This is a genomic window from Nocardia vinacea (assembly GCF_035920345.1).
Lineage (GTDB): Bacteria > Actinomycetota > Actinomycetes > Mycobacteriales > Mycobacteriaceae > Nocardia > Nocardia vinacea_A.
Window position 1 is genome coordinate 8,562,374 of record NZ_CP109149.1, and the last position, 21,742, is coordinate 8,584,115.

6 protein-coding genes and 1 pseudogene are annotated in these 21,742 nt (G+C 67.1%); 2 read left to right on the top strand and 5 right to left on the bottom strand.

The genetic code is table 11. The features are described 5' to 3' along the window. Window positions 1–29: 29 nt before the first annotated feature. Window positions 30–16,208: pseudogene (locus OIE68_RS38700) on the top strand (type I polyketide synthase); the annotation flags it as partial. Between the two features lie 75 nt (window positions 16,209–16,283). Here the strand turns inward: OIE68_RS38700 and OIE68_RS38705 are convergent. The 4 genes from OIE68_RS38705 to OIE68_RS38720 all read right to left on the bottom strand — a co-directional run bounded on the left by OIE68_RS38705 (window position 16,284) and on the right by OIE68_RS38720 (window position 20,042). Next, the gene (locus OIE68_RS38705; RefSeq protein ID WP_327095844.1) at window positions 16,284–17,042 is read right to left on the bottom strand and encodes a thioesterase II family protein; all 759 of its coding nucleotides are present in this window, start codon (window positions 17,040–17,042) and stop codon (window positions 16,284–16,286) included. Next, complete coding sequence (locus OIE68_RS38710) at window positions 17,035–17,892, bottom strand: SAM-dependent methyltransferase (RefSeq protein WP_327095845.1); 858 nt, start codon at window positions 17,890–17,892, stop codon at window positions 17,035–17,037. Before OIE68_RS38710 ends, OIE68_RS38705 begins: the two co-directional genes overlap by 8 nt. Window positions 17,893–18,016: 124 nt before the next feature. After that, window positions 18,017–18,181 (bottom strand): hypothetical protein, encoded by a 165-nt coding sequence (locus OIE68_RS38715; protein ID WP_327095846.1) that lies wholly within the window; start codon window positions 18,179–18,181, stop codon window positions 18,017–18,019. Between the two features lie 139 nt (window positions 18,182–18,320). Then, window positions 18,321–20,042, bottom strand: coding sequence for an MFS transporter (locus OIE68_RS38720; RefSeq protein WP_327095847.1), 1,722 nt, complete (start codon window positions 20,040–20,042; stop codon window positions 18,321–18,323). Between the two features lie 125 nt (window positions 20,043–20,167). Here OIE68_RS38720 and OIE68_RS38725 point away from each other — a divergent pair, with 125 nt between their 5' ends. Next, window positions 20,168–21,058 (top strand): sigma-70 family RNA polymerase sigma factor, encoded by an 891-nt coding sequence (locus OIE68_RS38725; RefSeq protein WP_327095848.1) that lies wholly within the window; start codon window positions 20,168–20,170, stop codon window positions 21,056–21,058. 103 nt (window positions 21,059–21,161) lie between these two features. Here OIE68_RS38725 and OIE68_RS38730 read toward each other — a convergent pair whose 3' ends face one another. Further along, window positions 21,162–21,659, bottom strand: coding sequence for a hypothetical protein (locus OIE68_RS38730; RefSeq protein ID WP_327095849.1), 498 nt, complete (start codon window positions 21,657–21,659; stop codon window positions 21,162–21,164). Window positions 21,660–21,742 lie beyond the last annotated feature (83 nt).

Here is a 21,742-nt window from a genome sequence, read left to right on the forward strand (position 1 = left end):
TGATGACCAAGCCCGATGACAATACTCAGAAGCTGGCTCAGGCCCTCCGTGTCTCGCTGAAGGAGACCGAGCGGTTGCGTGCCCGCAACCGCAAGCTCGAGTCGTCGCTTCGTGAGCCGATTGCGATCGTGGGTATGGCGTGCCGGTATCCGGGTGGGGTGGGTTCGCCGGAGGAGCTGTGGAACCTCGTTTCCGCTGGGACCGACGCGGCGTCGGAGTTCCCGGCGAATCGCGGCTGGGACACCGAACGCTTGTATGACCCGACCGGTGAGACGCCGAACTCCGCGTATACGCGTGAGGGTGGATTCCTCCATGCCGCAGGGGAGTTCGATCCGGCGTTCTTCAATATCAGCCCGAACGAGGCCGCGCTGATGGATCCGCAGCAGTTTCTGCTGCTGGAGACTTCGTGGGAGGCGTTCGAGCGGGCGGGTGTCGATCCGGGTTCGTTGAAGGGCAGCCGGACCGGTGTGTGGGTCGGCATGATGTATCACGACTATCCGGCCAACGCGAATACGGGATCTATTGCCTCGGGGCGGGTTTCGTATGTGTTCGGTTTGGAGGGGCCGTCGGTCACGGTGGATACGGCGTGTTCGTCGTCGCTGGTGGCCATGCATTCGGCCGCGGCCTCGCTGCGGTCGGGTGAGTGTGATCTGGCGTTGGCCGGTGGTGTAGCGGTGATGGCGACTCCGGAGACTCTGGTGGAGTTCAGTCGCCAGCGCGGGTTGTCGCCGGATGGCCGGTGTAAGTCCTTCGCCGATGCGGCCGATGGTGTCGGCTGGTCGGAGGGCGCCGGGATGTTGGTGTTGGAGCGGTTGTCCGACGCCCAGCGCAACGGTCATCAGGTGCTTGCGGTGCTGACCGGTTCGGCGGTGAATCAGGATGGTGCGTCGAATGGTTTGACCGCGCCGAATGGTCCGTCGCAGCGGCGGGTGATTCGCCAGGCGCTGGCGAATGCGGGGGTTTCGCCGGTCGATGTCGATGTGGTCGAGGCGCACGGCACGGGTACGACTCTGGGCGATCCGATCGAAGCCCAGGCGCTGCTGGCCACCTACGGGCAAGAGCGTGATGCGGATCATCCGCTGTGGCTCGGATCGTTGAAGTCCAACATCGGTCACGCTCAGGCGGCGGCGGGTGTGGGCGGTGTGATCAAGATGGTCATGGCGATGCGGCACGGCATGCTGCCCAAGACGCTGCATGTCGATGCGCCCAGTTCCAAGGTGGATTGGTCTGAGGGCCATGTCCGCCTGCTGACCGAGCAGGTGTCGTGGCCGGAGGTGGATCGGCCGCGTCGTGCGGGTGTGTCCTCGTTCGGTATCAGCGGCACGAACGCGCACGTCATCATCGAGCAGGCCCCGGTGTCCGAACCGGCGGTGGACGAAGCTCCGGCGCCCGAGATCGTGCCGGCGGGTGGGTTGCTGCCGTGGGCGGTCTCGGCGCGCAGTGGCGAGGCGTTGGCCGCGCAGGCCGTCCGCTTGGCGTCTCGTGTCGTTGATCAGGACCTGGATCCGGTGGATGTCGGTTTCTCGTTGGCATCCACGCGTGCGGTGTTCGATCATCGTGCGGTCGTCTTGGCCGGGGACCGTGATGGGCTGCTGGCGGGTGTGCGGGCGTTGGGGCGGGCCGAAGTCGCTTCCGGTGTGGTGACCGGCCGGGTGGTGCCGGGGTCGACGGGTGTGGCGTTTTCGGGTCAGGGTGCGCAGTGGGCCGGTATGGCGGCCGAGTTGCGTGCGGCGTATCCGGTGTTCGCCGAGGCTTTCGGCGCGATCGTTGCCGAGCTCGATCCGCTGCTGGAACAGCCTGTTTCGCTGAGTACGGCATTGGTGAACGACGATCTGGTGGACCGGACCGTGTTCGCGCAGGCGGGGTTGTTCGCGTTCGAGGTGGCGTTGTTTCGGCTGCTCGAATCGTGGGGCGTACGCGCGGATGTCGTAGCCGGTCATTCGATCGGTGAGGTCGCTGCCGCGCATGTGGCCGGTGTGTTGTCGCTGACGGATGCGTGTGTGTTGGTGGCTGCGCGTGGTCGCTTGATGCAGGCGTTGCCTTCCGGTGGGGCGATGGTCGCCGTGGGTGCCTCCGAGGCCGATGTGCGGCCGTTGCTGACCGGTGAGGTGTCGATCGCGGCGGTGAACGGTCCGTCGTCGGTGGTGCTCTCCGGTGTCGAGGACGCAGTCGCCGCTCTTGTCGAGGCATGCGCCGAACGTGGTTGGCGCACACACCGACTGCGGGTTTCGCACGCCTTTCATTCGGCCTCGATGGACCCGATGTTGGCCGAGTTCGCCTCGGCGATTGAGGGTTTGGTGTTCGGTCGTCCGAGCATCCCGTTGGTGTCGACGGTGACCGGTGCGCGCGTCACGGATGAGATGACCGTTCCGTCGTATTGGGTCGGTCAGGTCCGTGACACCGTGCGGTTCGCCGACGCGGTCGTCGCGATGGTCGATCTTGGGGTGTCCCGGTTCGCCGAGGTCGGCCCGGACGCGGTCCTGAGCCCGATGGTCGCCCAGACTCTCGACGACGAGGCCGCGGTGGTGGTGGCGTTGGCGCGTCGCGACCGTGCCGACGCGTCCGCCGTGCTGGGTGGGGTGGCCGGGTTGTTCGTGGCCGGCGCCGAGGTGAACTGGGCCGGTCTGCATGCTGGAGGTCAGCGAATCGACTTGCCCACCTATGCCTTCCAGCATCAGCGTTTCTGGCTGGATCCCAAGGAGGCGTTGGCCCTGTCGTGGCTGGGCGCCGAATTGGGCGGGGTCGGCTCGCTCGGGCTGGATGTGGTGGAGCATCCGCTGCTGGGTGCGGTGGTGCCGCATCCGGATTCGGGTGGCGTGAGTTTCACCGGCCGGTGGACCGTGGAGTCGGTCGAGTGGCTGGCCGACCACAGCGTGCTCGGCACCGTATTGCTGCCGGGTACCGGGTTCGTGGAGCTGGCGAGTTACGTCGGTGGTGTGCTCGGTTGTGCCGTGGTGGACGAGCTGGTCCTGCAGGCCCCGTTGACCGTGCCGGCCGAGGGCAGCGTCGCGGTACAGGTCGTGGTGACCGCGGCAGACGAGGCCGGTCGCAGGCGGTTGAGTGTGCATTCGCGGCAGAACGCCGAGGGGCCGTGGTTGCTGCACGCCGAAGGTGTGCTCGTCCCCGATGAGGTGGTTGCCGATTTCGATCTCGCCGCGTGGCCGCCGGCGGATGCCCAGCCCCTGGACATCGACGGCGTCTATGACGAGCTGCTCGATATCGGGTATGGCTACGGCCCGTTCTTCCAGGGTTTGCAGGCGGCGTGGCGGCGTGGTGACGAGTTGTTCGCCGAGGTCGCGCTGCCGGATCCGCAGGACGGCAAGGGATTCGGCATCCATCCGGCGCTGTTCGACGCGGCGCTGCACGCCGGGATCGTGCACGGTCTGCGTGGCGGTGTCGAGGGTTTCCCGGCACTGCCGTTCACCTGGAACCGGGTGGTGTTGCACGCGGCCGGCGCGAGCGCCGTCCGGGTTCGCATCGTGGTCGAGGGCACCCGGTTCGCGCTCCAGCTGGCCGACGAACAGGGCCGGCCGGTGATGTCGGTGGGGGCCTTGGTTTCTCGGCCGGTGTCGGCCGATCGCCTGCAGTCGGATCGGGTGGATGACGCCCTCTTCGGCGTGGAGTGGGTCGCTGCCGCGCCGTCGGCGGAGAGCGTCGAGCCGGGCCGGGTGGCGGTACTGAATGGTGATCTCGCGGCGTTGATCACCGAGTTGGACGCGGCCCAGGATCCGGTTGTTCCGGAGATCGTGTTGTGGGAAATCCCCGTTCACGACGGTGCGCCGCCGGAGGCCGCCCGCCGGATCGCGATCGGTGTGCTCGACACTCTGCGCGGCTGGCTGGCCGAACCGCGTTTCGCCGGTTCACGTTTGGTGGTGCTGACCAGACGTGCGGTGGCCGTTGCCGACTCGGAGCAGGTGGACCTGGGCCAGGCGCCGGTGTGGGGTCTGCTGCGCGCCGCGCAGGCCGAACATCCGGGCCGATTCCAGCTGCTCGACCTGGATCAGGATGAGGATCGTGACGCGCTCGCTATCGCCGCTGCGGCCGCGACCGCTGCGCTGGAACCCGAGGCTGCGCTGCGCGGTGCGACCCTGCTCGTGCCGCGATTGAGTCGTCACGCCCTCGGTTCGATCGTTCGGTTGTCCGAGCCGGGCACCGTGCTGGTGACCGGTGGTACCGGCGGTCTGGGTGGCGTGATAGCCCGGCACCTGGTGGCCGAACACGGTGTGCGCCATCTGCTTTTGACGTCTCGGCGTGGCCCGGATGCTCCGGGTGCTGCGGAACTGTGTGCGGAGCTGACCGAGTTGGGTGCGCAGGTGACCGTTGCCGCGTGTGATGTGTCGGATCGGTCGGCGCTGGCGGTGTTGTTGGATGGTATTTCGGTTGAGCATCCGTTGGTGGGTGTGGTGCACGCGGCCGGAACAGCGGACAACGGTCTGGTGGAGTCGATTACGGCCGAGCGGGTCGATTATGTGTTCGGGCCCAAGGTCGATGCGGCGTGGCATCTGCACGAACTGACTCGTGATGCCTCGTTGTCGTTGTTCGTGCTGTTGTCGTCCGCGGGCGGATTGGTGCTGGCCGCCGGTCAAGCGAACTACGCCGCGGCGAACGTCTTCCTCGATGCCCTTGCCGCGCATCGTCACAGCCTGGGATTGCCGGCAACCGCTATCGACTACGGGTTGTGGGCACGATCGACCGGGCTCGGTGTCGAGCTGTCCGAGGCGGAATTCGATCTGCTGCGCCGGCAGGGATTCCCGCCGATCTCCGAGGCCGAGGGTCTTGCGCTGTTCGATGCGGCGATTGCCACCGATTCGGCCCAGCTGGTCGCGCTGCGGGTCGATCGGGCGGTGCTCCGGACGCGGGGCGAGTTGATCCCGGCCCTGGTCCGTGCGCTCGCACCGATCCCCTTGCGCCGCACCAACCGAAGCGCGGCAGGTCAGGCTTTCGCCCGAAAGCTGGCCGGCTTGTCGGATGTGGATCGTGCGCGTGCTCTGCTCGATCTCGTCCGTTCGGTGGCTGCCGCGACTCTTGGGCATGTGTCGGTGGATGCTGTTGAGCCGCAGCAGGCTTTTCAGCAGCTTGGTTTCGATTCGTTGAGTGCGGTCGAGTTCCGTAACAAGTTGAATGCTGCGACGGGTTTGCAGCTGCCGGCGACGCTGGTTTTCGACTACCCGAATGCGCAGGTTGTCGCCGAGTTCATCGATTCCCAACTCTCCGGCACGAGCCAGGATGTCGCGGTCACTGCCAGTAGGGTGGCCGGCGACGATCCGATTGCGGTGGTGGCGATGAGCTGCCGCTACCCGGGTGGTGTCGCTTCTCCCGAAGACCTGTGGAGTCTGGTTGCCGACGGCATGGACACCACAGGTGATCTGCCGTCGGATCGTGGCTGGGATATCGAGGGCATCTACGATCCGGAACCCGGTAAGGCGGGCAAGACCTACACCCGTCAGGGTGGATTCCTGTACTCCGCAGCCGAATTCGACGCGGATTTCTTCGGGATCAGCCCCAACGAAGCCACGATGATGGATCCGCAGCAGCGGTTGCTGCTGGAGATCTCGTGGGAGGCGTTGGAGCGCGCAGGTGTGGATCCGGCGGTGTTGCGCGGTAGTTCGACCGGTGTCTTCACCGGCGTGATGTACCACGACTACGCGCTGGGCGCCGGTACCGGCAACAGCGTCGCCGGCAGCCTGGTCTCCGGTCGCATCGCCTACACACTGGGCTTGGAAGGTCCTGCGGTGTCGGTGGATACGGCGTGTTCGTCGTCGCTGGTGGCCATGCACTTGGCCGCCCAGTCGCTGCGGTCGGGCGAATGTGATCTGGCGTTGGCCGGTGGTGTGGCGGTGATGTCCACCCCGGAGATGCTCGTCGAGTTCAGTCGGCAGCGCGGGTTGTCGCCGGACGGCCGGTGTAAGTCCTTCGCGGATGCGGCCGATGGGGTGGGCTGGTCCGAGGGCGCCGGAATGTTGGTGTTGGAGCGGTTGTCCGATGCCCGTCGCAATGGTCATGACGTGCTTGCGGTGATTGCTGGTTCGGCGGTGAATCAGGATGGCGCGTCGAATGGTTTCTCCGCGCCGAACGGTCCGTCACAGCGGCGGGTGATCCGGCAGGCATTGGCGAATGCAGGGGTGTCGCCGACCGAGGTGGATGTGGTCGAGGCGCACGGCACGGGTACGACTCTGGGCGATCCGATCGAAGCCCAGGCGCTGCTCGCGACCTATGGCCAAGATCGGAATGCGGATCGTCCGCTGTGGCTCGGATCATTGAAGTCCAACATCGGTCATGCCCAGGCGGCGGCCGGTGTCGGTGGCGTGATCAAGATGATCATGGCGATGCGGCACGGCATGCTGCCCAAGACACTGCATGTCGATGCGCCCAGCACGAAAGTTGATTGGTCCGAAGGCCATATCCGCCTGCTGACCGAACCGGTGACGTGGCCCGACGTGGATCGGCCGCGCCGTGCGGGTGTCTCCTCGTTCGGCCTCAGCGGCACCAATGCTCACCTCATCGTCGAACAGGCGCCCGCGGCGGACCCGGCTCCGGTGGTCAAAACCCTTCCGGCGGGCGGGGTATTGCCGTGGGTGGTCTCGGCGCGGAGCGGCGAGGCATTGGCCGAGCAGGCCCGGCGGCTGGCCTCCTATGTCGGCGACCACGATTCGATCGACATCGGATTCTCGCTCGCCACCTCGCGAGTGTCGTTCGAGCATCGGGCCGTCGCGTTCTCGCCCGAGGACGACGCCCTGCGGGCTGGCATCCAGGCGCTCGGGCGCGGCGAAACGATTCCGGGTGTGGTGTCCGGCCGGGTGGTGCCGGGGTCGACGGGTGTGGTGTTCTCGGGTCAGGGTGCGCAGTGGGCCGGTATGGCGGCTGAGTTGCGTGCGGTGTATTCGGTGTTCGGCGAGCATTTCGATGCGATTGTCGCGCAGTTGGATCCGCTGTTGGGGCAGCCGGTTTCGCTGGATGTGGCGCTGTCGGATGAGGATTCGGTCGATCGGACGGTGTTCGCGCAGGCGGGGTTGTTCGCGTTCGAGGTGGCGTTGTTCCGGTTGCTCGAGTCGTGGGGTGTGCGTGCGGATGTGGTGGCTGGTCATTCGATCGGTGAGGTCGCTGCTGCGCATGTGGCGGGTGTGTTGTCGCTGGCGGATGCGTGTGTGTTGGTGGCTGCGCGTGGTCGTTTGATGCAGGCGTTGCCTTCCGGTGGGGCGATGGTCGCCGTGGGTGCTTCTGAAGTTGATGTGCGGCCGTTGCTGACCGGTGGGGTGTCGATCGCGGCGGTGAACGGTCCGTCGTCGGTGGTGCTGTCCGGTGTCGAGGAGGCGGTCCAGGCCGTTGTCGACACCTGCACCGAACGTGGTTGGCGCACACACCGATTGCGGGTTTCGCACGCTTTCCATTCGACTCTGATGGAGCCGATGCTGGCCGAGTTCGCCTCGGCGATCGCGGGTTTGACCTTCGGCCGACCCACCATCCCGTTGGTGTCGACGGTGACGGGTGCCCAGGTCGTCGACGAGATGGGTGATCCGTCGTATTGGGTCGGTCAGGTCCGGGATACGGTCCGGTTCGCCGATGCCGTTGCCACGATGGCCGGTTCGGGTGTATCCCGGTTTGCCGAGGTCGGCCCCGATGCGGTGCTGACCCCGATGGTCGCGCAGACTCTCGACGACGAGGCCACTGTAGTGGTGGCGTTGGCGCGTCGTGACCGTGCCGATGCGTCCGCGGTGGCGGGTGGGATCGCGGGATTGTTCGTGGCCGGTACCGAGGTGAATTGGGCCGGCTACTACACCGGGACGGGGGCGCGGCGAATCGACTTGCCCACCTATGCTTTCCAGCACCGGCGCTATTGGATACCCGAAGGTTCCGCCGGCAAGGGTGACGCCCGGTCGATGGGGCTCGTCGCGACCAGGCACCCGCTGGTGTCGGCGGTGCTGTCGCAACCGGATTCCGATGTGGTCGCCGTCAGCGGCAGATTGTCGGTGCAGACGCAGCCCTGGCTGGCCGACCACCGGGTCATGGATACCGTGTTGTTCCCCGGCACCGGTCTCGTCGAACTCGCCCTGCACGCCGGTGAGCGGGTGGGCTGTTCGAGCCTGGAGGAGCTGATTCTGCGTGCCCCGCTGGTGTTGCCGGAGTCCGGCGGTGTCGCGGTGCAGGTCGTGATCGGCGGTGCGGACGAGGGGCGTCGTGGGGTGCGGATATTCTCCCGCCCCGACGACGATGCCGATTCGGTGGCATCGTGGACTTTGCATGCCGAAGGCGTCCTCGTGCCGGCAGCCGACGGCGCACCGGCGGACCTGGCGCAGTGGCCGCCCGCCGACGCCACTGCGGTCCCGGTCGAGGACCTCTACGACTCTCTCGATGCGCAGGGCTATCACTACGGTCCGGTCTTCCAGGCATTGCGGGCGGTGTGGCGCGGATCGGAGGGGCTCTACGCCGAGGTCGAGTTGCCCGAGGCGGCGCGAGGCGACGCGGAGCGGTTCGGTGTGCATCCGGCATTGCTGGATGCGGCTTTGCACGCCTTGCGTTTTGCCGATGATGCTGCGGCGGACGGTGCTGGGCTGGCGTTGCCGTTCGAGTGGTCGGGTGTCACTGTGCATGCGGCGGGGGCCGATGCGTTGCGGGTCCGGCTGACCCGTATCGGTGAGCGTGGGGTTGCGCTGGATCTGGCGGATTCGACCGGTGCTGCCGTGGCGACGGTGCGGCACTTGGCGTCCCGGCCGATCGATCCCGCGCAGCTCACCGCAGGCACTCCGATTTCTCGTACCGCTGTGTTCGATGTGAGCTGGGCGCCGATCTCGGTGACCGAGGGCGAGGTCGCCGGCGTGGCATGGGCGGATCTCGGTGACCTGGGTGAGCAGGTCCCGCAGGTGGTGGTGCTGGACTGCCCGGCGGGCAATGATCCCGTCACCGTTCGTGCCGCTACTCATGGTGTGTTGCAGGTGCTGCAGTCCTGGTTCGCCGAGCCTCGGTTCGGTGAGTCGGTGCTGGTGGTTCGGACCGGTGGCGCGGTATCGGTGGCTGGGGAGGACATTTCGAATCTGGCAGGTGCCGCTGTCGGCGGCCTGGTTCGTTCGGCACAGGCCGAGGGCGTCGGCCGGATCGTGTTGGTGGATACCGATTCCGAGCTCGACGGCCTGCTGGGCGGGATTCTGGCGTCAGAGGAACCGCAGGTGGCGGTGCGTGATGGGCAGGTGTACAGAGCGCGACTCGGGCGAGTCGTCTCGACCACCGCTCCGGCGACGGGTTCCTTCGACCCGGACGACACTGTCCTGATCACCGGCGCCAGCGGCTACCTTGGTGCGCTGTTCGCCCGGCACCTGGTGAACGCCCATGGCGTGCGCCGTCTGCTGTTGCTCAGCAGGCGCGGTGAATCCGGTCCCGGCGCAACAGCACTGCGAGAAGAGTTGCAGCAGATCGGTGCCGAGGTCGAGTTCGTCGCATGCGATGTCGCCGACCGCGGCGCGCTGGCCGAGGTGCTGGCCACTGTTCCTGCCGCACAACCGCTTACGGGCGTCTTCCACCTCGCAGGTGTGCTCGATGACGGTGCGATCGCGTCGCTGAGTCCGGAGCGGATGGACGCGGTGCTGGCCCCGAAGGTCGACGCCGCGCTGCATCTGCACGAGCTGACCGCCGACCTGCCTTTGAAGGCGTTCGTGCTGTTCAGCTCGGTCGCCGGTGCGTTCGGTAGCCCCGGCCAGGGCAACTACGCCGCGGCCAACGCCTGCCTGGACGCGCTGGCCGCGCACCGCAGGGCATCCGGGCTGCCCGGTATATCTCTGGCCTGGGGTCTGTGGGGCACGGACGGGGGTATGGCCGCGGAGCTCAGCGACGTCGACCGGCGCCGGATGTCCCGGTCGGGCCTGCTGCCGCTGTCGGCGGACCAGGGTCTGGCCCTGTTCGACGCCGCGACGGGAATGGACACGGCGGCCCTCGTCCTCGCCCGGGTGGATCTGGATGCCATGCGCTCTGCGGGATTCGCCGCGCCCGCATTGTTTTCCGCACTGATCCCGCAGCGCCGCAGAGCGGTCTCCGGTGCGTCCGCGGCGTTGCGTGCTCGGCTGTCGAGCACTCCCGACAGCGAGCGTTTCGACGTGCTGCTGGAGATCGTGCGCGGTCAGATCGCCACCGTCCTCGGCCACGAGAACACGAACGCGGTGGCAGCGGACCGGGCCTTCAACGAGCTGGGCTTCGATTCGATCACCGCTGTCGAATTCCGAAATGCGCTGAAGGCCGCCACCGGTCTCCCGCTGCCCGCGACCTTGGTGTTCGACTACCCAACGCCCCAGGCTTTGGCGCGGTATCTGGCCGACGAGTTCGCCGGGACGAGCCGCGATGTCGAGGTCACCGCTGTCAGGGCTGTCGACGGCGACCCGATCGCCGTGGTCGGCATGGCCTGCCGTTACCCCGGAGGGGTGACGTCCCCGGAAGACCTCTGGGAACTCGTGCGCACCGGCCGGGACGCGGTATCGACGTTCCCGGTCGACCGCGGCTGGGACCTCAACGGCATCTACGATCCGGAACCCGGCCGTGCGGGTAGGTCCTACACCCGAGAGGGTGGATTCCTGCACACGGCTGCCGATTTCGACGCGGACTTCTTCGGGATCAGTCCCAACGAAGCCGTGATGACGGATCCGCAGCAGCGGCAACTGCTGGAAACCACGTGGGAGGCGTTGGAGCGCGCAGGTGTGGATCCGGCGGTGCTGCGCGGTAGTTCGACCGGCGTCTTCACCGGCGTCATGTACCACGACTACGCCCAGGGGACCGGTAACAGCGCGGCCGGCAGCCTGGTGTCCGGTCGCATCGCCTACACCCTTGGGTTGGAGGGCCCGGCCGTGTCGGTGGATACAGCGTGCTCGTCGTCCTTGGTGACAATGCATTTGGCGGCGCAGTCGCTGCGGTCGGGGGAGTGCGATCTGGCCTTGGCCGGTGGCGTGACGGTGATGGCGACTCCGGAGACTCTGGTGGAATTCAGCCGGCAGCGGGGCTTGTCGCCGGATGGCCGGTGTAAGTCCTTCGCCGATGCGGCCGATGGTGTCGGCTGGTCCGAGGGCGCCGGAATGTTGGTGCTGGAGCGGTTGTCCGACGCTCAGCGCAACGGTCATCGGGTGCTTGCGGTGATGACCGGTTCGGCGGTGAATCAGGATGGTGCGTCGAATGGTTTGACCGCGCCGAATGGTCCGTCGCAGCGGCGGGTGATTCGCCAGGCGCTGGCGAATGCGGGGGTTTCGCCGGTCGATGTCGATGTGGTGGAAGCCCACGGCACGGGTACGACTCTGGGCGATCCGATTGAGGCCCAGGCCCTTTTGGCTACCTACGGGCAGGGTCGTGATGCGGATCGTCCGCTGTGGTTGGGGTCGTTGAAGTCGAATATCGGTCATGCTCAGGCCGCTGCTGGTGTCGGTGGTGTGATCAAGATGGTCATGGCGATGCGCCGAGGACTGTTGCCGAAGACGCTGCATGTCGATGCGCCCAGCACGAAAGTTGATTGGTCCGAAGGTCATATCCGTTTGCTGACCGAGGCGGTGGCGTGGCCGGAGGTGGATCGGCCGCGTCGTGCGGGTGTGTCCTCGTTCGGTATCAGCGGCACCAACGCGCACGTCATCATCGAACAGGCCCCGGTGCCGACGGTGGTGCCGGAGCCTGTGGTCAAGTCCGCGCCGGCGGGCGGGTTGCTGCCATGGGTGGTCTCGGCCCGCAGTGCCGATGCTCTCACCGCTCAGGCGGCCCGCCTGGCATCGCATGTGGGCGAACACGATCCGATCGATATCGGCTTCTCGCTGGCATCGACGCGCAGTGTCTTCGAACATCGTGCTGTTGTGTTGGCCGGCGACCGTGCGGGGCTGCTGGCAGGTGTCCGGACCTTGGCGGCCGGTGCGCCGGTACCCGGTGTGGTGACCGGCCGTGTGCTGGCGGGTTCGACGGGTGTGGTGTTCTCGGGTCAGGGTGCCCAGTGGGCCGGCATGGCCGCGGAGCTGTGTGCGGCCTTCCCGGTCTTCGGCAACCACTTCGATGTGATCGTTGCCGAGCTCGATCCGCTGCTGGAACAGCCTGTTTCGCTGAGCACGGCATTGGCGAACGACGATCTGGTCGACCGGACCGTGTTCGCGCAGGCGGGGTTGTTCGCGTTCGAGGTGGCGCTGTTCCGGCTGCTCGAATCGTGGGGCGTACGCGCGGATGTCGTAGCCGGTCACTCGATCGGTGAGGTCGCTGCCGCGCATGCGGCCGGAGTGCTGTCGCTGACGGACGCCTGTGTGTTGGTGGCTGCGCGTGGTCGCTTGATGCAGGCGTTGCCTTCCGGTGGGGCGATGGTCGCCGTGGGTGCCTCCGAGGCCGATGTGCGGCCGTTGCTGACCGGTGAGGTGTCGATCGCGGCGGTGAACGGTCCGTCGTCGGTGGTGCTCTCGGGTGTCGAAGCCGATGTCGTGGCTGTCGTCGAGGCTTGTGCCGAACATGGTTGGCGCACACACCGACTGCGGGTTTCGCACGCTTTCCATTCGGCCTCGATGGACCCGATGTTGGCCGAATTCGCCACGGCGATCGAAGGTTTGACGTTCGGGCGCCCGCGTACCCCGCTGGTGTCGACGGTCACCGGCGCCCGGGTCGCCGACGAGATGTCGGATCCGGCGTACTGGGTCGGTCAGGTCCGGGACACGGTGCGGTTCGCCGATGCCGTCGCGGCAATGGCGGATCTGGGTGTAGCCAGGTTCGCCGAGGTCGGCCCCGACGCGGTGCTGACCCCGATGATCGCCCAAACCCTGGACACCGCAACGACTATCGCGCTGTCCAAACGAAACACAGCGGACTCCGAGACTATGCTGACCGGCCTCGCCCGACTGCACGTATCGGGTGCGACGGTGGATTGGACGACCTACTACACCGGCACCGGCGGCGTGCGGATCGACCTGCCGACCTACGGCTTCCAGCACCGCCGCTTCTGGTCCACCGGCCCGCTGCACACCGGCGAGGCGCACACACTCGGCCTGCGGTCCACCGACCACCCGATGCTGGGTGCCCTGGTGGCACAGCCGGAGAGCGGCGGCGTCCGATTCACCGGCCGCCTGTCCACGAACACCCATCCCTGGCTGGCCGATCACGACGTGCTCGGCACGGTGCTGTTGCCGGGCACCGGATTCGTCGAATTGGCCGCCCACGCCGGCGACCAGGTCGACTGCCCGGAGCTCGCGGAACTCACCCTGCTGGCGCCACTGGTGTTCCAGGGGCAGGGCGGCGTCGACATCCAAGTGATCCTCGGCGACGGCGACGACTCCGGTCGTCGACGGCTCGACATCTACTCCCGGCGGGACGATGACGATCCGTCGGTGCCGTGGACGCACCACGCGCAGGGCACGGTGAGCCCGAGCCGGGAAACCGAAACACCGGACGGCTGGACGGACTTCGTGCAGTGGCCACCGGCCGGTGCCACGGACATCGAGTTGGCCGGCGCCTACGACGTACTCGCCGACCACGGCTACAACTACGGGCCCGCCTTCCGCGGACTGGAAGCCCTGTGGCGACGCGGTGAGGACCTCTTCGCCGAGGTGGCGCTGCCCGAGCCGACCGCTACCCAGGGCTACGGCATGCATCCGGCGTTGCTGGACGCGGCCATGCACGCGCTGTCCTTCGGTCTCCCACAGGGCGTGGACGAGCAGGCCGAGCGGCCGACCCTGGTGCCGTTCGTCTGGTCGTCGGTGCGGGTGCACGCCGCCGGAGCCCGGCGGGTGCGGGTTCGATTGTCCTGGCTGAACCAGGGCGAGCTCGCCCTGGCCATGGCCGATTCCGCTGGGGCGCCACTGTTGTCCGTCGGGTCGCTCGCGCTGCGCCCGATGTCGCTCGAACTGCTCTCGGCCGCAACCCGATCCGCGCCGGACGGGCGGTACGAGCTCAGCTGGCGGCCCGGGCCGGAACTGCGCTCGGCGGGTTCGTGGGCCGAGTGGGGGTCGTCTGCGTCGGCCTCGGTCGTCCTGTTCCGCCCCCCGGTCGACGGCGACGACGGTCCGGTCCGGTTGCGCACCGCGCTGCACCGCACGCTCGGCGTCGTCCAGGAGTTCTTGCGCGAGGATCGCTACGCGGCAAGCACTTTGGTTGTGGTCACAGACGCTGCGGCCGGCCCGGCCACGGCTGCGGTGTGGGGCCTGGTGCGCGCGGCGCAGGCGGAGCATCCCGGGCGGATCGTGCTCGTGGAGGCCGCGGCCGAGACCACCCCGGATCTCCTTGCCGCCGCGGCGATGTCGGGTGAACCGGAACTGGCCGTCCGGGCGGACGGGACATGGGTGCCGCGGCTCGTGCGGGCCGCGCTGCCCGAGTCGGACCCGCGGGCACCTTGGGATCCGGAACGGACGGTACTGATCACCGGTGGCACCGGTGGCATCGGTGGTCACCTCGCCAGGCACCTGGTGAGTGAGCACGGTGTGCGGCACCTGCTGCTGGCCGGCCGCCGCGGACCGGATGCCGCCGCGGATCTCATCGCGGAATTGACCGACCTCGGTGCCCGGGTGCGCGTGGCCGCCTGCGACGTCGCGGACCGAAATGCGTTGCGAGAACTGCTCGCTTCGGTTCCGGCCGAGCATCCGCTGGGTGCGGTCGTGCACGTGGCGGGCGTTGCCAACAACGGGATGGTCGAGACCCTGACGCCGGAGCAGATCGACTACTCCCTCGGCGCCAAGGCCGACGCGGCCTGGTATCTGCACGAGCTCACCCGGGCCGCCGGACTGTCCGCCTTCGTGCTGATCTCCTCGGTGGCGGGGTCCATCCTGCCCGCCGGCCAGGGCGGATACGCGGCGGCCAACGTGTTCCTCGACGCGCTCGCCACCCACCGGCACGCCGAAGGTCTGCCGGCGACCGCGCTCGCCTACGGTCTGTGGGATATCGAAACGGGCCTGTCGCAGTGGCTCAGCGAGGCCGACCGGCAGCGCATGCGCCGCCAGGGTCTGCCGCCACTGGCCGCGGGCAAGGCGCTCGAATTGTTCGATACCGCAGTAGCTTCGGAGTCTCCGGCGAGCATCCTGACCGAAATCGACCTGCCCGCCCTGCGGGCTCGGGACGCGGTGCCCGCACTGCTGCGCGACCTGGCCAAGCGAGCCGGGCGGCGGCAGAGTGCCGGGGCCCCGGACACGGGCGCACTGCGCAGGCAGCTGGCCCAGCTCCCGGAGTCCGAACAGGAAGAGTGGCTCCGTAAGCACATTCTCGAGACCGCGGCCAGGCTACTGGGTCATGAGAGCGTCGATTCTCTCGACCCGGAGCGTGATTTCCTCGAATCGGGATTCGACTCACTGGCAGCCATGGAGCTGCGGACCACGCTCAACGCGTCCACCGGTCTGACGCTGCCGACGGCCGCGATCTTCGACCACAAGACGCCGGCGGCGCTGGCTCGATACCTGCGGACGGAGCTCACCGCGACCGCACAACGCGGTGATGCGCCGGTCGGCGAGGACGACTCGCTGTACGGGATGTTCCGGGGCGCGGTGGAGAGCGGCCGGTTCGTCCAGGCCTTCGATCTGTTGCGGGTGACGGCGGAGCTGCGCGAACAGTTCACCGCCGCACCGGAACCGGGCCGGCTGCCGGTGCCGACGCGACTCGCCGCGGGCCCCGCCCTGCCGCGGATCATCTGCCTCACACCGCCACTGGCGACCGGGGGCGCGCATCAGTACGCCCGGATCGCCTCGCACCTGGGCAGTGCGAGGGACATCGTGGCGGTGTCGCCGATCGGCTGCCGGACGGGCGAACCGTTGCCGGCGACACCGACAGCGGCCTCGGAAGCCTTGGCGCGCAGCGTCCTCGAGGCGGCGCAGGGAGATCCGTTCGTTCTGCTCGGCTACTCCTCGGGCGGCCTGCTTGCCTACCGCGTCACCGAGCACCTGGAAGCGACCGGTGGCCCAGCGCCCGCCGGCGTGGTCATGCTGGACACCTACAAGGTGCACGATGACGGCGATTGGCTACTGCGAGCGATGGCCGAACACATGGTGTCGAACGAAGCCACGTTCGGTCGGTTCGACCGGGATCGGTTGACGGGTATGGGTCGGTACGTGCAGCTGCTACAACAGATGGTGCCCGGCTCCGTCACCACGCCCACGCTGTTCATCCAGTGCGCCGAGAGCTTCCTGGGGGGCTCATCGGATCGCATGGACTGGCAGGCCGAACCGTGGGATTCGATGCACACCGTTGTTTCGGTACCGGCTAACCACTTCTCGATCCTGGAGGACGGTTCAGCGGATGTTGCCGAAGCGATCGTGGGCTGGCTCGAGGGCTAGGAAAAACGACCGGGTGGGCGAGTCGCTCACCCGGTCGTTGCGGCTCTAGCTCGAGAGTGCTCGGGCGCAATGATCGCGAATCAGCTGTCCTATCGGGTGGCGATTCGCATCGATGAAGAAATGACCGCCTGGAAATGATTTCGCGAAGAAGCTTCCAGTGGTATGCGAGCCCCATACCTCGATTTCCGCGAGACTCGCATCGGGGTCACGGTCGCCGGCAATCGCGACGATAGGGCTGCTGACCATCGCGTCCGCACTGCACTCGTAGGTCTCGATGGCTCGATAGTCGTTCCTGACGATCGACAGGATCAGCTCTCGAAATTCGGGATCCTCGAGCAACGCCGCCGGTGTACCGCCGAACCGCAGTAGCTGCTCACCGAGTTCTCGATCGCTCAGCAGGTGCACTCGCAGCTCGGGTTGCGCTGCCGAAGGCGCGCGCCGACCGGAGGCGAACAGGACCCGCGCGCTTGCTCCCGATTCGTGCTCGAGCCGCCGACATGCCTCGAAAGCGACAACAGACCCCATACTGTGTCCGAACAAGGAAAAGTCCTTGGCATCCCCGACTGCCGCTATCAGCTCGGGAAGCAGGCCGTCGACGAGGTCCGGAATATTCCCCACTAGCGGTTCACGTCGTCTGTCTTGTCGCCCCGGATATTGGACAGCAAAAACCTCATACTCCGGCCCGACGCTTTCGGCCAATGGGCCGAAAGATATGGCGGAGCCGCCGGCGTGCGGAAAGCAAATCAGTTTATGAGATCCGGCCGCCGGCGCGGGGGACAGGCGACGTAGCCAGTTATTATCCATGGGTTAGCCGCACCACCGAACTCCAAGGCTTCCATGAGCTTTCGATCGGCTTGCGGGGATCCGGCGGCGGGAAGAGTGTCGTCGGCTTCATGAACCAGGGCAGCCGGTGGAACCGGTGTGCCGCCGAGGCCAGAGGTTCCACCTCGTCGGCCGTCCAGCCGAGGTCGGCGAAGAAGCCCAGCGGGTCGACCGGACCGAACTGCCAGGGGGCATTGGCCAGCAGTTCGGTGGTGGCTTTGCTCATCCGCTTCACAATCGCCCGGTTATTGACATCCAGTGCCCACCAAGCGATTTCAGGACGAGCCAGCGCGGCGGCCAAGCTGATGACATCGTCGTCGGAGAGGTAGTAGATCAGACCCTCGGTGAGCACCAGCGCGCGCTGCGCGCCCGCGAGGGCCTCGTCCAGGAACTGCCCCCGCACCTCGGGATCGGCGAGGTCCACCGCCGTGCGGGTGAGCGCGCAGCGCGGCGACTCACCGTTCAGCAGCTCGTTCTTCTCGGCGACCAACTCGGGGAGATCGGCCTCTATCCAAGGGAATTCGCTGGGCAGATCCAAACGGTACGGACGGGTATCCATACCCGCGGCCATATTGACCACCCGATCGCAGCCATCCGCGATGGTCTTCAGGATCAGGTCGTCGATGAGTTTGGTCCGGGTGACCAGGTTCCAGCCATTGAGCATCAAGCGCGGTGTGTGGGCGGCTATTGCGCGGCCCCGCTCCCCGGCGACTCGGTCGGCGAGGGGATCGTGAAAGAGGGCGTCCGGGCGCGCGGATTCGATGGCGCGGAAGGCGGCCACCCAGCGGGCGGTGTCGGAAACATTGGTAACTAGTTCAGCGGTCTCGGCCACCCGTGCAGTCTTGCACAGCGAACAAAACGATGCTCAGGCGTGGAAGACCGGTACGTATGCGGCGGTCGAGATCCGCGGAAGCGGTGAAGATGGCTGGGGCGGGGCCGGATTACCCAGGCCGGGCTCAGAACCGCTCGAGTTCGTACAGGCGGGTGCCTGCGGAGTCGAAGACGACCGCGTGGTCGGCATCGCTGAATTCGACTTTGTATGTGCTGCGATTGGGGCTTTGGGTGACCACGAGGCAATAGCGCCCGTCAGCGTCCGCCTTTCCCGAGATGACACAGGTCATCGGGCCACCGATATCGAGTGGTTTGCCGAGTCCCGACGACCGTTCGGCGTCCAGTGCCCGGCCGGGCGCTGGTCACGAGGGCTTGGCCAATATCGCCACACTGCATCGTCGAATCGGCTGTCCACGCATGCGCGCGGTCTCAGTGCACGGCGTCCGATGCGAGAGAATCCACGCCGGGCCAATTTGTTTCGGGGTCTGCGGTCAACCGGCACGGGAGTGCGAACACACCTGCTGCGACGGCGATGAGAATGCCGATGGCCCACCACAGGGTTTGCGCAAAGGTACGAGACATGTTGTGCGCGTTGGCTTCTAGCCCTGCCTCGGTCAACGCTCGTTGCAGCGGTTCGGAGAACGGCTGACCGGGTGGCGGCTGGCAGCTGGATGGGATGGCGGTGGGGTCGGTGGCGGCGGAGCGATCGTGTACGCAGGCACGGAACTGAGTGAGTATCTGGTCTTGGGCGGTGGCCGGGATGTTCAGGTCGGTGAGTTGCTGTTGGAGGGTCGGGATGGCTGCTGTGGTGCCGTGGGCGGAGGTGTTGTCGATTTGGGTGAAGAAGAAGACTCCGGCCAGTGCGACACCGAGCGCCATGCCGACCTGTTGGATGGTCGACAACTGTCCGGACGCGGATCCGGCATCGTGGCCGGAAACCCCGGACAGGATCAGGTCGACGGTGGGGGCGACGAAGAGTCCGAACCCGAATCCGCTGATCGCGAGCGGTGCGAACATCTGCGCGGAGGTGATGCCGGGGCCGTAGTGCGCGGCCAGATAGACGTACAGACCGAACCCGGTGGCATTGATCATCGCGCCCGCGAGCAGAACCATCCGCCCATAGCGCGGCACGAACACCTCCACACTGGTACCCGCCCCTGCGGCGGCGGCCACCGCGAACGGCGCTGCGCTCAGCCCGGCCCGCAGCGGCGTCCAGCCGAGTCCCGCTTGCAGATACAGCGTCCAGACCAGGAAGTAGCCGCCGAGAGCGATCCAGAACAACAGCCACACGGCCATACCGGCACTGAATGTGCGCTCCCGGAACAGATTCAGCACCACCAGCGGCGATCCGACGGTCGCGTTCCGGTGCCGCTCGTAGCTGACGAATACGGCAAGGACCAGCGCGGCGGCGGCCATCAGCGCGAAGGTCCAGACCGGCCAGCCGAGGGTGCGTCCCTCGGTCAGCGGGTAGACCAGCAGGAGTACCGCTCCGATCGCGAGCACGGTGCCGATCGGATCCAATCGATCCGCCGTGGCCGAGCGAGACTGCCGCACCAGCACCATCGCCGCGGGAATCGCGAGCAACCCGACGGGCACATTGACTAGGAAGATCGGCCGCCACTCCCAGCCGAAAAGGTTGGCCTGCACCAGGATTCCGCCCAGGATGAATCCGGCCACCGATGCCGAGCCGAGCACACCGCCCCAGATGCCGAGCACCTTCCCGCGCTCGGCGGCGGGGAACGATACCTGCATGATCGCCAAGATCTGCGGGATCATCAGCCCGGCCGTCGCGCCTTGGACTATCCGTGCGGCGATCAGCCACGCCGGGCCCGGGGCGATTCCGCATGCCAGCGATGCGAGGGTGAATAGGGTCAGGCCGACCAGCAGAATGGTTTTGCGGCCGAGCAGGTCGCCGAGTCGGCCGCCGGTGATCAGCATTGCCGCGAATCCGAGCAGATAACCCGACACCACCCACTCCAGATCCGCGTAGGGTGCGTTCAGATCGCTTTGGATCGTCGGCAGCGCCACATTCACGATCGTCACATCGAGTAGGTCCATGAACCCGGCGACCAGCAATACCACCAGTGCGAGCCAGCGCCGCCGATCCGGTGTCGGCTCCAATGTGGGGCGTGGTTCGGATGTCTTGCGCATCAGCTCGTCCTTCTGTCCGAGATGGATCCGCGGGCGTGTCATGTCACCGCGGTTTCGGCCGTCATAGATATGACGGAGCACGACCCGTCGACATGACAGGCGGATCGGACGGAAGGAGACCGCCGATGACCGACGAGACCCAGTGGCTAGCGCAGCGCTTCGAAGACCACCGCGCCCACCTCAGCGCGGTCGCCTACCGCATGCTCGGGTCGGCGAGCGAGGCCGACGACGCCGTCCAACAGGCATGGCTGCGACTCGACCGCGCAGATACCGAAGGCGTGCGCAACCTGCGGAACTGGTTGACCGCGGTCGTCGCCCATATCTGCCTGGATATGTTGCGGGCACGCAAGGCCCGCCGCGAAGACCCGGTCGGCGCGCTACCAACCGAGTTGCCCGCCATCCCCGTGGACAGCGTGGATCCGGAAGAAGAGGCGGTGCTGGCCGACTCGGTCGGGCTCGCGTTACTGGTCGTGCTCGACACCCTTACCCCGGCTGAGCGGCTGACTTTCGTACTGCACGACCTCTTCGATCTGCCATACGCCGAACTCGCGCCCATCCTCGGCCGCACCCCTGCCGCGGCCGCGCAACTTGCCGCCCGCGCCCGCCGTCGCGTCCGCGGCGCACCTGTGGCCGAGACCGACCGCATCGCCGATGAACGTGTGGTGGTCGATGCCTTCCTACAGGCAGCGCGCGGCGGTGACTTCGACGCGCTGATAGCCGTGCTCGACCCGGACGTCGAACTGAATGCCGACGCCGTCGCCGCCCCGAGCGGACACCCGGTCCGCATGAGTGGCGCCCGCCGCGTCGCCTCCAGCGCCCTGATGTTCTCCAGCCAGGCCCCCTATACCCGTCCCGCCCTCATCGATGGCCACATGGGCCTGGTCGTTGCCCCGAGCGGAAACCTGAACCTCCTCCTGGCCTTCACTATCACCGACCAACGGATAGCCGCCATCGATATCATCGCCGACCCGAACCGTATCGCTGACATCTCTCTCGCCGTTCCCGATAAGACGTAAGTCCGCGGCGTCCGGAAAAGCTCGTCGGGATGATGACCTGGCAGCAATTCGATTTCGGCGGTCCGCTCACGACGACGAGGGTGGGCAAGCGACTCATGGGCAGCTACCCGCTTCCATTCGGAGCGGTGGCCCGTCGCGCCGTCGTACGCGTCCGAATCGCTTCGGCGACTTCATCAATCGCGGTGCGGATCATCGCGCCGTATCCGTCATCGCCGAGCGCATCCGCACACAATCGCGCCGCGTCGATCTCGCGCCGTGCCGCATCGAATGAACCGAGCCGCCGGTAATTGTCCGCCAGATTCAAATGCAACGAAGGGTAGAAACCCCGAACGTCCAGATTCGCATCGTGCCGGCGCAACCGCTCATCGGTCAGACTGTCCGCCGCGTCCAGCGCCCGCACATCCCAGCAAAGCGACTGTGCCGCATCGTCATACAGATCAGCGAGATAGTGCGCCAACGTGCACCGATGCAATGGATCACCCTGCGGACCGATCGCCGCCCATATCCCGAGCAGTGCCTCCCGCGCGACCTCCGGCGAGCCTGTTCGCCCGAACTCGACCGCCTCGGTGATAGCGGCCATGGTTTCACCAGCGGCATTCATGCGCCGTACTCCTTCGAATCGGTAATAGCGGTTGGCATAACGAGCGTGGTCAGCTCACCGTCCGTCGCGGAACGAACGACCAC

Bases quoted from the DNA above. Each gene is read 5' to 3' on its own strand.
- OIE68_RS38705 (WP_327095844.1), bottom strand. From the start codon at position 17,042: ATGGATAATAACTGGCTACGTCGCCTGTCCCCCGCGCCGGCGGCCGGA.
- OIE68_RS38730 (WP_327095849.1), bottom strand. From the start codon at position 21,659: ATGAATGCCGCTGGTGAAACCATGGCCGCTATCACCGAGGCGGTCGAG.
- OIE68_RS38720 (WP_327095847.1), bottom strand. From the start codon at position 20,042: ATGCGCAAGACATCCGAACCACGCCCCACATTGGAGCCGACACCGGAT.
- OIE68_RS38715 (WP_327095846.1), bottom strand. From the start codon at position 18,181: ATGACCTGTGTCATCTCGGGAAAGGCGGACGCTGACGGGCGCTATTGC.
- OIE68_RS38725 (WP_327095848.1), top strand. From the start codon at position 20,168: ATGACCGACGAGACCCAGTGGCTAGCGCAGCGCTTCGAAGACCACCGC.